The sequence below is a fragment of the Streptosporangium sandarakinum genome (genome assembly GCF_050942225.1).
In the GTDB taxonomy this organism is placed as follows: domain Bacteria; phylum Actinomycetota; class Actinomycetes; order Streptosporangiales; family Streptosporangiaceae; genus Streptosporangium; species Streptosporangium nondiastaticum.
Genome location: NZ_CP192034.1, coordinates 6716000 through 6728726, shown reverse-complemented (window position 1 = coordinate 6728726; position 12727 = coordinate 6716000). Strand labels below are relative to the sequence as shown.

General features: G+C 71.1%; 12 protein-coding genes, 1 tRNA gene and 1 pseudogene. 7 read left to right on the top strand and 7 right to left on the bottom strand.

Going from position 1 to position 12727, the window contains the following annotated elements; genetic code table 11:
- Positions 1-21: 21 nt before the first annotated feature.
- On the bottom strand, positions 22-537 hold the full coding sequence (locus ACQP10_RS30885) for a DUF6328 family protein (RefSeq protein ID WP_433540200.1): 516 nt from the start codon (positions 535-537) through the stop codon (positions 22-24).
- A 66-nt stretch (positions 538-603) separates the two neighbouring features.
- Between ACQP10_RS30885 and ACQP10_RS30880 the strand changes: the two genes are divergently transcribed.
- Positions 604-1200 (top strand): nucleotidyltransferase, encoded by a 597-nt coding sequence (locus ACQP10_RS30880; protein WP_346019311.1) that lies wholly within the window; start codon positions 604-606, stop codon positions 1198-1200.
- A gap of 87 nt (positions 1201-1287) precedes the next feature.
- On the opposite strand, the gene ACQP10_RS30875 is transcribed toward ACQP10_RS30880, so the two are convergent.
- Positions 1288-1656, bottom strand: a complete 369-nt coding sequence (locus ACQP10_RS30875) for a PRC-barrel domain containing protein (RefSeq protein WP_179824683.1) — start codon at positions 1654-1656, stop codon at positions 1288-1290.
- 428 nt (positions 1657-2084) lie between these two features.
- Here ACQP10_RS30875 and ACQP10_RS30870 point away from each other — a divergent pair.
- A tRNA-Lys gene (locus tag ACQP10_RS30870) sits at positions 2085-2161 on the top strand.
- Positions 2162-2327: 166 nt separating this feature from the next.
- Here ACQP10_RS30870 and ACQP10_RS30865 read toward each other — a convergent pair.
- From ACQP10_RS30865 to ACQP10_RS30855, 3 genes and pseudogenes are all read right to left on the bottom strand, one after another.
- Positions 2328-2810, bottom strand: a complete 483-nt coding sequence (locus ACQP10_RS30865) for a WD40 repeat domain-containing protein (protein WP_346019312.1) — start codon at positions 2808-2810, stop codon at positions 2328-2330.
- Positions 2811-2891: 81 nt separating this feature from the next.
- Positions 2892-3086: pseudogene (locus tag ACQP10_RS30860) on the bottom strand (WD40 repeat domain-containing protein); the annotation flags it as partial.
- A gap of 105 nt (positions 3087-3191) precedes the next feature.
- Positions 3192-4253 carry an ArsR/SmtB family transcription factor gene (locus ACQP10_RS30855; protein ID WP_346019313.1) on the bottom strand — a complete coding sequence of 354 codons (1062 nt, stop codon included), beginning with the start codon at positions 4251-4253 and terminating at the stop codon, positions 3192-3194.
- 80 nt (positions 4254-4333) lie between these two features.
- On the opposite strand from ACQP10_RS30855, the gene ACQP10_RS30850 reads away from it, so the two are divergent.
- The gene (locus ACQP10_RS30850; RefSeq protein ID WP_433540199.1) at positions 4334-5575 is read left to right on the top strand and encodes an MFS transporter; all 1242 of its coding nucleotides are present in this window, start codon (positions 4334-4336) and stop codon (positions 5573-5575) included.
- Between the two features lie 115 nt (positions 5576-5690).
- Here the strand turns inward: ACQP10_RS30850 and ACQP10_RS30845 are convergent, their stop codons facing one another.
- The gene (locus tag ACQP10_RS30845; protein WP_433540198.1) at positions 5691-6539 is read right to left on the bottom strand and encodes an NAD(P)H-binding protein; all 849 of its coding nucleotides are present in this window, start codon (positions 6537-6539) and stop codon (positions 5691-5693) included.
- 128 nt (positions 6540-6667) lie between these two features.
- Positions 6668-7843 (bottom strand): ROK family transcriptional regulator, encoded by a 1176-nt coding sequence (locus tag ACQP10_RS30840; RefSeq protein WP_346019316.1) that lies wholly within the window; start codon positions 7841-7843, stop codon positions 6668-6670.
- Between the two features lie 171 nt (positions 7844-8014).
- Between ACQP10_RS30840 and ACQP10_RS30835 the strand changes: the two genes are divergently transcribed.
- The 4 genes from ACQP10_RS30835 to ACQP10_RS30820 are packed head-to-tail and all read left to right on the top strand — an operon-like array spanning position 8015 to position 12612.
- Entirely contained in the window at positions 8015-9349 is a 1335-nt protein-coding gene (locus tag ACQP10_RS30835; RefSeq protein WP_346019317.1) for a glycoside hydrolase family 36 protein, read from the top strand.
- The gene (locus ACQP10_RS30830; RefSeq protein WP_389999687.1) at positions 9346-10368 is read left to right on the top strand and encodes a carbohydrate ABC transporter permease; all 1023 of its coding nucleotides are present in this window, start codon (positions 9346-9348) and stop codon (positions 10366-10368) included. The genes ACQP10_RS30835 and ACQP10_RS30830 overlap by 4 nt, the downstream gene beginning before the upstream one ends.
- A gap of 9 nt (positions 10369-10377) precedes the next feature.
- Positions 10378-11259 carry a carbohydrate ABC transporter permease gene (locus ACQP10_RS30825; RefSeq protein WP_389999690.1) on the top strand — a complete coding sequence of 294 codons (882 nt, stop codon included), beginning with the start codon at positions 10378-10380 and terminating at the stop codon, positions 11257-11259.
- Between the two features lie 18 nt (positions 11260-11277).
- Positions 11278-12612, top strand: coding sequence for an ABC transporter substrate-binding protein (locus ACQP10_RS30820; RefSeq protein ID WP_433540197.1), 1335 nt, complete (start codon positions 11278-11280; stop codon positions 12610-12612).
- Positions 12613-12727: the final 115 nt, after the last annotated feature.

Genomic DNA, 12727 nt, shown 5'->3' with positions numbered 1-12727 from the left:
ACAATGCACTGCCCTCACGTTTCACGGCTTAACATCCTTGCTCCGGTAGAGATCGACGATGGGCTGGAGGATCCACAGCCAGACGCTGGACAGGGCGATCGCGCCGCCGAACAGCGCGGCCGGCCAGGCGTTGATGACCGTCTCCGCGACCAGCGCCACCGAGGTGGTCATCGCGATCGCGAGCCCGACGGCCCCGGCGATGCCGAGCTCGTTGGCCCGGTGCAGCATCCTCTCCTTCAGCCCGGTCCGGAACAGCAGGCGGTGCTGGGCGGCGGGGGTGATGAAGCAGACGGAGGCGAGGGCGGCGCTCAGCAACGCGATGAAGAACAGCCAGCGGCCCAACGAGTCCACCTTGTGGAAACCGCTGGCGAACGGCAGGGTCAGCAGAAACGCGAACAGGACCTGGACGCCCGTGACGGCGACCCGCAGTCCCTGCAGCAGTTCCCCGAGTTCCCGGTCCACCCGTTCCTTGTGGCTCTCGTTCGGCTGGGGATCCTCCTCGGTCGACTCTTTTTGGACAAATTCTGGCTGAATCATGCCATTCCAATGCCCTGGTAAAAGATTGCCATGCCTACCTGCGGAGACACGGGGTAAGCGAGTCCCATGGGAAGTCACAGCCATGAGGTAACGGATTCGATCCTGGAGACATTGAAGCGGGCGAGTACGGCCCTGAAGGACGCGAAGGTGAGGTTCGCGCTCGCCGGCGGGTGCGCCGCCTACGCCCGCGGGGCCGCGCCCTCGTTGCACGACGTCGACTTCGTCCTGCCCCAGGAGGACGTGCCGACGGCCCTGGAAGCGCTGCGCGAGCTGGGCTTCGAGACGGCCAAGCCCCCGGAGGACTGGCTGGTCAAGGCATACGACGAGGGCAGACTGGTAGATCTGATCTTCAACATCTGCGGCAACCCGGTCACCCCGGAGCTACTTGAGCGGTCCGAGCAGATGAAGGCCTCGGCCGTCATCGTGCCGGTCCTGGAGGCGACCGACCTGGTGATCTCCTGGCTCCTGCCGCTGTCGGAGCACAGTTGCGACTACGGCTCGCTTCTTCCGCAGGTCAGGGCTTTGCGTGAGCAGGTCGACTGGAACCGGGTGGCATCGGTCGCCCAGGTCTCGCCGTACGCCTCCACCTTCCTGACCCTGCTGGAGCGCCTGGAGGTGATCCCCGGCTCCGTCGACGCCACGGGCGACTCCTCGTGGCCCTGAACTCCCCGTGGCGGACCGGCCGGTCCGCCACGCGAAGGGGCCCCGCCATCAGGCGGGGCCCCTTTCATGTGTTTCGCCGTGGCCAGGTCAGAAGGTGCCGGGCCCGTCGTAGGGGAAGCGGCCGTAGTAGTCGCCCACCGTCTTGCGGTAGGTCGGCTCCTTGAAGGTCGCCTCGTCGAACTCCGGAGCGTTCTTGATCTCTTCCTTGGTACGGGCCAGATAGACCCTGCGCTCCTGCGGGTCGATCCGGGTCACCGTGCTGGCCGGCAGCATGACCTTCTTGCCGAAGATCCACGGGCCGGTGTCGACGACGATGTAGCTCTCGCCGACGTCGTAGGTCGCCTCGTCCACGGAGCCGATCTTCCCGTCGGTCGCCTCGACGTGATAGCCCGCGAGATCCAGGGTCTTGTCGTCACCGTAGATGTCGGATCGGTAGTTCCAGAGATCAGGCTGCATGGTGTCTGTCTCCCTTGGTCGGTTCTCCGGACTCCACCCTGCTACCCGGGGAATGAGACCTAAACGAGACCCGGCGGCGTCTGGGAGAACCGGGGCAACGGCTTGCCCTCCCCGAGGGAGAGGATCATCGACCTCGACCAGGGGATGGGCGTACGGCGGTGCGGGCCTGCCGATCGGAGCCCGGCGGCGAAATGTCACCTCGGGGCGAGACGTTGCTTGCCGATGGAATTCAAAGCATGGGAGATGCTTGTGTAGATATGTACTTATTTCGCCGGTTATGCGCCTGTCTAGGCGAATCTACGAGGGCTGGGATGGCTTGCCGGTGGGGTCGGGGGCCGCGCGGCGGTCCCGGGCCGGTGGTGACGGACGAGTGCGGGCGCTTCGGGTACGGACCACTGCCGCGAATCCGGTAGTCTTGTCGAAGTCGGGCGCCGCTAGCTCAGTTGGTTAGAGCAGCTGACTCTTAATCAGCGGGTCCGGGGTTCGAGTCCCTGGCGGCGCACCAGCGAGAAACCCCAGGTCAGTGTCACTGACCTGGGGTTTCTCCATTCGACGATCACCTCGGCGGCGCCTCGCGCTCGGCGTTGATCACGATGGTCGCTCGTCGGCTGCCCGTCTGTCGTGATCTTGTCAGCGTCATGATCGATGTGCGTTCGTGATCCCGATCACCGTCATGGGCACGCTGCGGTGTACGGAATGTCGTCGCCGAAGTACCCCCGCCATTTGGCGGTCGTGAGACTCCCCTTTGTGATGCCGCAGATGCGTCGGGCGGCCAGATCCACGTCCAAAGACCACAGTGACGTCTCCCGGTGCGAGCTGGTCAGGGCCAAGGTGTATCCGTCCGGCCTGAACGTCACCGCGGTGATGGAGCCGACGTGTCCGAGAATCGGTTCGCCCTTGGGCGCGGCCGTGGCCGGATCGGAGACGTCCCACAGATGGATGGCTCCATCGTCTCCGCCGCTGGCCAACGTTCGCCCGTCCGGGCTGAACGCCAACGTAAGGATGGAGCCGGTGTGGCCGGGAAGCGGTCTGCCCCAGGGCGTAGGGTGGGCCGGATCGGAGACCCGCCAGAGCGCTATGGACTGATCGATGCTCGTCCCCATCAGCTCGTCGGCCGCGGCTGCCAGGGTGGCGCCGTCCGGGCTGAACGCCACGGCGTACACCATCTGCGCGGGGGCGGTGATGGGCTGTCCTAGGGGCACGGGGCGGGCCGGATCGGAGACGTCCCACAGCCGTACCGTTCCCTGGCCGCTCCCCACGGCCAGGGTTCGACCGTCTGGGCCGAACGCCGCCGAGAGTGCCCCTGTTTCCGGTGCGGGCAGCGGTGAGCTCAAGGGTCTGGGGCTAGCCGGGTCGGAGAGGTCCCACAACACGGTGTGCCCGTCGCTGTCGCAGATGGCGAGCATCCGTCCGTCAGGGCTCATCGCCACGGCATCGATACCGCGTGCCTGGCTCCGAAGGAGTCCCCGGCGGTGCACGGAAAGAACACCCGGGTCGGCATGCCGATCTGGGCCTTCTTCGGTTGCGCGGGCGGGTCAGGCGGGGGCGGCGGCGAGGAGGGAGTCGGCCACCGCCGTACGGGCGTACAGCACGGAGCGACCGGCCCGGTGGGCGGTGACCAGGCCCGCGTCGCGCAGGACGGTCAGGTGCTGGGAGACCCCCGCCGCCGACAGCCCGGACCGCCGCGCGAGCTGGGTGGTGGAGGCCGGCGACTCCAGCTCGGCCAGCAGCAGCGCGCGGGACCGGCCGAGCACGGCGGCCATGGCGTCGGCGTCCGCGCCCACGCGTCGCTCCCAGACCGACCCGAACCCGCGGGCCGGGTAGGCGACCTGCAGCGGTTCGGACGCGGCCACCCTGGTGAGTACGTGCGGCCAGGAGAACACCGAGGGCAGTAGGACCAGCCCCGGGCCGGCATGCTCCCGGGTGACCGTGCAGTGCCGCCTGACGAGCCGCAGGGTGTCGTCGCCCCAGCTCACCGAGGCGTGCAGGTCGTTGAGCAGGTGGGCGGCGCCGTACTCGGCCACCTGCCGGGCCCGGTGGAAGACGTCGGCCTCCAGCGTCGCGCGGACGCGGGCCCAGTAGGGGGCGAGGGCCAGCTCCCAATAGGTCTCGATCTCGGCCGTCACCCGGTCGAGGTCCTCGGCCGGGTCGCGCCGGGACGGCACGACCGCCGGACCGCCGGAACCCCGCCGCGGCCGTCCCGCCGCCGGGTCGCCGGGGTCCCGCGTCACCGCCGGGTGGCCGGGTCCCTGGCGCGTCCGCTCGGCCGCCAGGACGGCGAGGTCCCGGCGCGCCTGCTCGGCGGAGGTCGCCCGGATCGCGGCCAGCTCGGCCTCCAGGGTGGGGAACGGCGTGGCCGGGGTGGGGGTGAGGAAGTCGGCGAGGTAGCCGGTGGCGGGGACCAGGCGGGCGAGCCGGCCGCGGTCCAGGCCCGCCGCCCGCAGCCGGGGCAGCACCTGTTCGGCCCACGGCCGGTGCGGTTCCGGCACGGAGGGCCCGGCCAGGACGCGGAAGCTGGTCACGACCTCCCACATCGGGGACACGGCGAAACGGGTGTGCGCCAGGTCGCCCGTCGAGAAGGCCAGTTCGGTCCGCATGCCCGCTCCTCCGGTGGCAGATGATTCAGCCTCAGCTTAATCAATGGTCTCCTTCGAGCGGAACGCGCAGGATCTGCGCCATGTCCTCTCTGCGTTCCGCCCTGGCCGTCCAGTTCGGCGGCTTCCCGCGGCCCGTCTGGGTCCTCTTCACCGGGACCGTCGTCAGCCGGCTCGGTTACCTGGTCGGTCCGTTCCTGGTGTTCTTCCTGGCCACCCGTGGCGTCTCCGCCGAGCAGACCCCCTACGTCCTGGGCGCGCTGGGCGCCGGGAACCTCGTCGGCCCGATGCTGGGCGGCCTGCTCGCCGACCGGCTGGGCCGGCGGCCCACGATGCTGATCGGTCTGACCGGCAACGCCGCCGCCGCCGGAGCGCTGTTCGCGGCGCCGGGGCTGGTCACGCTGGCGCTCGCCGCGGCGCTGCTCAGCGCGGCCGGGGCGCTGGTCACCCCGGCGGTGTACGCGATGATGGCCGACACGGTCATGCCGGAGCGGCGCCGGGCGGCGTACTCGCTGTTCGGCTGGGGGATCAACGTCGGCACCGCGGTCGCCGGGGTGCTCGGCGGGTTCCTGGCCGAGCGCGGGTACTGGCTGCTGTTCGGGGTGGACGCCGCCACCTCGCTCGCCGTCGCGTTCGTCATCGCGGTCCTGCTGCCGGCCGACCGTTCGGGCCGGGCCCCGGAGACCGAGGGCGCGGGCTACGGGGTGGTGCTACGCGACCGGCTGCTGCTCGCCCTGCTGCCGCTGTTCGGCGTCCAGCTCCTGGTCTACTCGCTCACCGAGGTCGCCCTGCCCCTCGCCATTCGCGACGACGGGCTGTCCCCGGCCGTCTACGGCTTCATGGCCATGGTCAACGCGGTGGTGGTCGTGGTGCTCCAGCCGGTCGCCACGGGCCTGCTCACCCGGCTTCCGCAGCTTCCGGTGCTCGGCGCGGCGAGCGTGCTGATCGCGGTCGGCGTCGCACTGACCGGAGTGGCCGAGCGGCCGGTCGAGTACGCGCTGACCGTGCTGCTGTGGTCGGTCGGGGAGGCGTGCGTCGGCGGGATCGCCGCCGCGATCGTCGCGAACCTGGCGCCGGCCCACGCCCGCGGCCGCTACCAGGGCGCCTTCCAGTGGACGTGGGGGCTGGCCCGGTTCATCGCGCTGACCGTGGGCGCCGCGGTCTACACGAGCTTCGACCCGGCCGTGCTCTGGTGGTCGGCCCTGGTGGCGGGGGTGTCGACCGGGATCGCGGTCATGGCGATGGGGCCGGCCGTGGCCCGCCGTACCGCCGTCCCCGAGCCGGCCGGGCCCGCCGAACCGGTCGGCGTCGCGGTGACCGCCTGACGGTGGCCGGGGCGCGGGAGACGGGTACGGACCCGGCGCGGCCGGCGTCCTCCCAGGCTCGTGCCCGCCCCCGGTGGGCATGAGCCTGGGAGGACGGTGTCCGGGAGGGCGGTGGTCAGCGGAAGTCGCCGGCGTGGTCGATCGCCCACTGCCGGAACGGCGTCGCCGGGACCCCGGTGACCTTCTCGAACGTGGCGGTGGTCGTCTCGGGCGACGTCACCATCGCGTCGTGGGCGGCGACGATGCCCTCGGCCATGGCGGCCGGCATGCCGCTCGCCACGAGGTCCCTGAGCGTGTTCTCCGGGGGGACCTCCTCCCAGCGCACCGGGCGGCCGATCGCCTCGCCGATGGCGGCCGCCTGCTCGGCCTGGGTCAGGGTCTCCGGCCCGGTCAGCTCGTAGACCGCCCCGGCGTGGCCGTCCCCGGTCAGCGCGAGCACCCCGACGGTCGCGATGTCCCGTTCGTGGATCAGCGCCCGGCCCGCCGCCCCGTGGGACCTGCGGACCACGCCCGTGGCGCGGATCTCCGGCGCCCACAGCAGGGTGTTCACCGCGAACCCGCCGGGACGCAGGAACGTCCACTCCACGCCGGCCCCCCTGATCAGGCGCTCCAGGTAGGCGTGGGAGCCCAGGATCGAGCCCGGCGCCCGCTCCAGGTCGTCGGACACGCCGCGCGCGGAGACGTAGACCACGCGGCGCGCCCGTCCGGCGATCCTCTCGACGGCGGCCGCGGCGGCGTGGTCGGCCGCCAGCGTGGGCCAGAGCAGGAACACCGCTTCCACCCCGTCCAGCGCGGTGTCCAGGGAGGCGGGGTCGGCCAGGTCGCCCCGCACCGCCTCGACGCCGTCCGGCAGGGCCGCCGTGGCGGGGTCGCGGGTCAGCGCGCGTACGGCGACGCCCCTGTTCAGCAGCTGGGAGACGACGTGCCCGCCGACGTTGCCGGTCGCCCCGGTGACCAGAATCATGAGAGTGATCTCTTTCCTCGGTGGAAGTGCTGAGACCAGCCTGCAACCTCGACCAAAGTCGAGGTCAACCCGGCCGAGACCGAGGCCGGGGCCCGTACGGCCGGCCGTACGGGCCGGTGGCCGTACGGTCAGCGGGTGACGGACAGCGGGAGCGGCAGGGCGGGTCCCGTGTCGGCGGCGAAGAGCTGCCGGTCGAGGTGGTCGGCGGCGTAGTCGATCGCACCGAGGACGACGCACTCGTCGCCCAGCGTGGAGGCACGCAGCTCCGGCATGCGCAGGCAGACCGCCTCCAGCCTGCTGCGCAGCGGGGGCAGCAGCACGTCGGCGGAGCGGGAGAAGCCGCCGCCCAGCACCACGAGCTCCGGGTCGAGGGTGAGCACGGTCGCGGCGGCGCCGACGGCCAGCTCGTCGACGTAGCGCCCGACGGCCGCCACGGCGGCCGGGTCACCGGTGCGCGCCGCCGCCAGGACGTAGCCCGCGGCGTCCTCCGGCGGCGTGCCCTCCGGCACGATCGCGCAGCCGTGCAGGTGCGTGATCGCGCTCTTCCAGCGGGTCTCCGGCAGCATGCCGATCTCGCCCGCCGCGGCCCCGAACCCGCGGTGCAGCCTGCCGTCGATGATCAGACCGGTGCCCATCCTGCGCCCGATGTGCAGGAACACGACCTCCCGGGAGCCGCGGGCCACCCCGCGGCGGGTCTCGGCCAGCGCGGCGAGCCGGCTGTCGTTCTCGACCAGCACGTCGCAGGGGAACTTCCCGCCCAGCAGGCCGGCCAGGTCGAGGCCGCTCCAGTTGGGGATCGCCGCGGAGAAGATGACCCGGCCGTCGCGGTCGACGAGCCCGGTGGTGCCGATCACGACCGTCCACAGGTTCCCCGCGGTCAGTCCGCTCATGGCCAGACAGCCCGCGACCGCCCGTTCCACCGCGGCCAGGCGGTCGGCGACGGGGGTGTCGGGCCGGACCGCCTGCCGGGTCTCGGCCACGATGTTCCCGTCGAGGTCGGCGACCGCGGCGCGCACGTTGTGCGCCCCGATGTCGACCCCGGCCAGGTGGCCGCTGCCGGAGCGGAACCGGTAGCGGCGGGCGGGCCTGCCCACCGTCCCCGGTGCCGGGGGAACCTCCTCGACCCAGCCCAGGCCCATCAGCTCGTCCACGACCTCCTTGGTGGACGGCCTCGACAGGCCGGTGCGGGAGGCGATGGCCGACAGGGGGAGAGGCTCGGCCCCGCGCAGCGCCCTGATCGCCGACAGCGCGTTGAGCTGCCGGAGCCGGGAGAGATCTCCGCCGCTCGGCGGGGGATTCGACATCGCCATCCCTAATGTAGGTCTCCTGTTTAAAGCCCAAGTATGCCAGCGATCCCCGCCCTGGGCGGAGGGAATCGGGCCGGACTTTTCCTGGAAAACGGCCATTGCCCGCTGATGGCTGCGGTGTTAATAATGATGGACTCCTTCGTAACTGAGCGAGAGCGAGGAAGCTCGATGCCGCGTACCGGCTTCACAGACGTGGGCGAGACCACGTGCGACCCCCGGTGGGCGCGGGTCTTCGAGCACGGCTGGCAATCCTGGAGCCCCACCGGCGCCTACCCCCTCGACGGCACGCCTCCCCGGCCGGCCGACGACAACATCCACCTCATCTGCTACCGCCCGGAGACCCCCGTCCCGGCCGGGACGTTCCAGGGCGAGGGACTGCTCGCCGTCGATCCCGGGGACGGCGGCCCGGTCGCCGTCTGGTCGGCGCCGGACCCGCTGACCGTCCCCTCCATCAGGGCCCGCGCCGAGGGCGGACGGCTGGTGATCTCCGCGGACGGCCCGGTACGGCACTGGCTGGCCGAGGGCGGCCTGGACGCCGCGCTACGCGGCTGGGCCGGCACCATGGCCGAGGGACACGCGCCCGCCGCCTTCCCGGCGGTGCCGCCGATGTGGTGCAGCTGGTACGGCTACTTCGACCGGGTCACCGAGAACGACATCGTCGACAACCTCGACCTGGCCGCCCGGCACGGCATCGACGCCGACATGTTCCTCATCGACGACGGCTACGAGGCGGGCATCGGTGACTGGCTGGAGATCCGGCCGGGGTTCGGCTCGCTGGAACGGGCGGTGGACGCCGTCGTCAGGACGGGCCGCCGGGCCGGCATCTGGGTCGCGCCGTACCTCGTGGGCCACGGCAGCCGCCTCTTCCGGGAGCACCCCGACTGGCTGGTCGGCGGCCCGGACGGGCCGGTGAGCGCCGGGCGCATGTGGGACCAGGAACTGGCCGTGCTGGACGTCACCCACCCCGACGCCGCCGCCCATCTCATCGGCGTCTTCGAGGGCCTGGCCCGCCTGGGCGTGACCCACTTCAAGCTCGACTACTGCTACGCCGGGGCGCTGGCCGGCGCGCGGCACGAGGACGTGGACCCGATCACCGCCTACCGGCGCGGTCTGGAGCTGGTCCGCGCCGGAGCCGGCCCGGACGCCACGCTGCACGGTTGCGGCGCCCCGCTGCTGCCCAGCATCGGCCTGGTGGACATCATGCGGGTCAGCCCCGACATGGCGCCCAACCTGATGCCCCGCTCGGGCGACATCAGCCAGCCGTCCCAGCTCGGCGCCCGGCTCACCGGCGCGGCCCGCGAGTTCCTGCACGCCCGCTGGTGGGTCAACGACCCCGACTGCGTCATCCTGCGGCCGGAGGTGGAGGCGCGCGAGGAGTGGGCCGCCCACATCGCCGCGACCGGGGGCCTGCGCGGGTCGAGCGACCCCATCGCCGCGCTGGACGAGTGGGGGCTGCGGACCACCAGGGAGCTGATGGTCCCCACCGCCACGGAGCCGTCGTGACCGCCCCCCGTTCCGGCTCCGGCCTCGGCGCGCACCCCGGCCCCGCCCCCGCCCCGGACGTCGAGGAGCCCGCCGCCCCCGCCGGACCGACGGGCACGGCGGACTCCCGCCCCGCGCGGCGGCCCCGGCGCGGGCTCCGCGGACTCCGCGGGCTCGGCGACCTGCACGCCTATCTCTTCATCGCGCCGAGCCTGTTCGGCGTGCTGGCCTTCCTGCTGCTGCCGGTCCTGATCGTCCTGGTCCTGAGCTTCTTCGACTGGGAGCTGCTGTCCGAGCCCACGTTCGTCGGCCTGGACAACTACCGGCGGATGGCCGGGGACGGCGGCGTGTGGCGCTCGCTGCTGGTGACCGTGGGCTACGTGCTGCTGTGCATCCCGCTGCAGACCGTGCTCGCCATGGTCCTCGCCCTGCTGCTGAACCAGCGCCTCGCGGGCGTGCGGTTCTACCGCGCGCTGTACGTGGTGCCGTGGATGGCCACCCCGATCGTGCTGGGCCTGACCTGGAAGTGGATCTTCGATCCGCGCGACGGCGTGGTCAACAACGTCCTCGCCCTGTTCGGCGTCACCGGGCCCGCCTGGCTGTCGGACCCCACCTGGGCGCTGCCAGCGATCGCCCTGGTCAACGTCTGGCAGTACGCCGGCTACAACATGCTGTTCTTCCTCGCCGGCCTGCAGGGCATCCCGCGCGAGCTCTACGACGCCGCCGCCGTGGACGGCGCCGCGCCCGTCCAGCGGTTCTTCCGGGTCACCCTGCCGCTGCTGAACCCCACGATGTTCTTCGTCCTGGTGACGAACCTGATCGGCGCCTTCCAGGTCTTCGACACCGTCTTCGTGATGACCGACGGCGGGCCGAGCCACCGGACCGAGGTGATCAACTTCAAGATCTACGGCACCGCGTTCCGCGAGTTCGACTTCGGGTACGCCTCGGCGCTGTCGATGCTGCTCTTCGTGGTCATCCTCGCCGTGACGCTGGTCCAGGTCCGGTTCTTCGCCAAGCGCACCACCTACGACCTGAGCTGAGGGACGACGATGACGATGACGGCGACCAAGACGGCGACCGGCGCGCTGCCCGGACCGCCGGCCGGGAAGACGCCCCGTGGGAGGGCCCGGCGGATCCTGCTGCACGCGGTGCTCGCCGCCGGAGCCTTCGTCACGGTCTTCCCCTACCTGCTGGTCGTGCTGACCGCGTTCAAGAGCAGGAGCCAGCTCAACTCCACCGAGCCGTGGCTGCCGGGCCTCCCGCCGACCACCGCCAACCTGACCACGCTGCTCGCGTCGGACTTCCCCCGCTATATCGGCAACACGCTGCTGATGACCGTCGCGCTCACCGCGGGCCAGCTCGTCTTCACCACCTTCGCCGCCTACGCCTTCGCGCGGCTGCGCTTCCGCGGCCGGGACGCGCTGTTCTGGCTGTACCTGGCGACGCTCATGGTGCCGGGCGCCGTCACGGTGATCCCGCTGTTCCTCATCATGCGCGAGCTGGAGCTGATCAACACCTGGTGGGGCCTGCTCCTCCCGCACCTGCTGGGCACGCCGTACGGGATCTTCCTGATGCGGCAGTTCTTCCGCGGCCTGCCCGCCGGGATCGAGGAGGCCGCGCGGATCGACGGCGCCGGGCCCCTGACGGTGCTGGTGCGCATCCTGCTGCCGCTGTGCCGGCCCGCCCTGGGCACGCTGGCGATCATCACGGTGATCTCCTCGTGGAACTCCTTCCTGTGGCCGCTGATCATCACCAGCGGTGACGACACCAAGGTCATCACGGTCGCGCTGGCCGGCCTGAGGAACGGCATCGGCGTCGACCAGAACCTGATCATGGCCGGCGGCCTGATCGCGCTGCTGCCCATGCTCCTGATCTTCATCTTCTTCCAGCGGTACATCGTCCGGTCGGTGGTCCTGACCGGCCTGAAATGAACAGTGAGAGGCCACAACATGCACACCCCCCGCATCCGCTGGGCCGCGGCGCTCGCCGGCGCCGCGCTCCTCACCGCCGTCTCCGCCTGCGGCTCCTCCGACTCCTCCGGCTCCTCCTCCGGGGGGTCGGGTGAGAAGGTCACGCTCACCTACCGGCTCTGGGACGAGCAGCAGAAGGTCGGCTACGAGAAGGTGATGGCCGCCTTCGAGAAGGCCAACCCGAACATCGACGTCACCGTCGAGATGCTGCCCTGGGACCAGTACTGGACCAAGCTCACCGCCGACGCGGTGGCGGGCACCGCGCCCGACGCCTTCTGGATGCAGACCTCCTACTTCCCCGAGTTCGTCACCAAGGGCGTGCTGGCCGACCTCAGCCCGCTGAAGCTGGACACGAGCAAGTACCACAAGACCGTCGTGGACGCCTACACCTACCAGGGCAAGCTGTACGGCGTGCCCAAGGACTGGGGCATCGTCGGCCTGCTGTACAACAAGGACGCCTTCAAGAAGGCGGGCGTCGAGATGCCGGAGAAGCTGACCTGGGCGCCCGACGGCTCCGGCACGCTCCTGGAGACGGCCCGCAAGCTCACCGTGGACGAGGCCGGCAAGCACCCCGACGAGCCCGGTTTCGACGCCGGCAAGGTCAAGCAGTACGGCTTCGGCTCCTGGAACCACTACCAGACGCAGTGGATGAACTGGGTGGAGTCCAACGGCGGCAAGCTCGTGGACAAGAACTTCGGCCGCTACACCTTCAACGACGACGCCTCCGTCCAGGCACTGCAGTTCGGCGTCGACCTGGTGAACAAGTACCACGTCGCGCCGCCGGCCGCCCAGACCAACCTGCCGACCGGCAAGATGACCGAGATGTTCGAGCGGGGCGAGGTCGCCATGTTCCCGGCGAACAACGCCCTCCTGCCGTTCGTCGCCCCGGAGATCAACTTCGAGCTCGGCATCGCGATGATGCCCGAGGGCCCCAAGGGGCGCTCGGTGAACCTCAACGGCCTGTCCGAGGCGGTCTACGCCAAGACCGAGCACCCGGCCGAGGCGAACAAGCTGGCCGCCTTCCTCGGCTCGCCCGAGGCGCAGAAGATCATGGCCGACGGCGGCTACGTCTTCCCGGCGCTGGTGGAGTTCGGCCAGAACTACGTCGACTACTGGAAGAACAGCAAGAAGCTCGACGTCTCGCCCTTCCTTGAGGAGTCCAAGGGCACCACGTACGGCATGCCGGTCGTCACCGGCTTCCCCGGTTACGAGTCGAAGCTGGTGCAGATCTTCAACGAGATGTACCTCGGCCGGATCACCCCCAAGCAGGCCGCCGACCAGGCGGTCCAGGAGGGCAACGCGAGCATCGGCTGACCCGCCCGGCACCGTCCCGGGCTCCGGGCGATGCCGTCCTCCTCCGCCCTTCCCGCCCGGCACCGCCCCGACCCCCGGGCGGCGCCGCCCTCCTTCCCCCGCAGGCACCCCCCTT

What these genes read in the sequence shown, in the direction of transcription:
- ACQP10_RS30885 (WP_433540200.1), bottom strand. Translation starts at nt 537, where the DNA reads ATGATTCAGCCAGAATTTGTCCAAAAAGAGTCGACCGAGGAGGATCCC.
- ACQP10_RS30880 (WP_346019311.1), top strand. Translation starts at nt 604, where the DNA reads ATGGGAAGTCACAGCCATGAGGTAACGGATTCGATCCTGGAGACATTG.
- ACQP10_RS30875 (WP_179824683.1), bottom strand. Translation starts at nt 1,656, where the DNA reads ATGCAGCCTGATCTCTGGAACTACCGATCCGACATCTACGGTGACGAC.
- ACQP10_RS30855 (WP_346019313.1), bottom strand. Translation starts at nt 4,253, where the DNA reads ATGCGGACCGAACTGGCCTTCTCGACGGGCGACCTGGCGCACACCCGT.
- ACQP10_RS30850 (WP_433540199.1), top strand. Translation starts at nt 4,334, where the DNA reads ATGTCCTCTCTGCGTTCCGCCCTGGCCGTCCAGTTCGGCGGCTTCCCG.
- ACQP10_RS30845 (WP_433540198.1), bottom strand. Translation starts at nt 6,539, where the DNA reads ATGATTCTGGTCACCGGGGCGACCGGCAACGTCGGCGGGCACGTCGTC.
- ACQP10_RS30840 (WP_346019316.1), bottom strand. Translation starts at nt 7,843, where the DNA reads ATGTCGAATCCCCCGCCGAGCGGCGGAGATCTCTCCCGGCTCCGGCAG.
- ACQP10_RS30835 (WP_346019317.1), top strand. Translation starts at nt 8,015, where the DNA reads ATGCCGCGTACCGGCTTCACAGACGTGGGCGAGACCACGTGCGACCCC.
- ACQP10_RS30825 (WP_389999690.1), top strand. Translation starts at nt 10,378, where the DNA reads ATGACGATGACGGCGACCAAGACGGCGACCGGCGCGCTGCCCGGACCG.
- ACQP10_RS30820 (WP_433540197.1), top strand. Translation starts at nt 11,278, where the DNA reads ATGCACACCCCCCGCATCCGCTGGGCCGCGGCGCTCGCCGGCGCCGCG.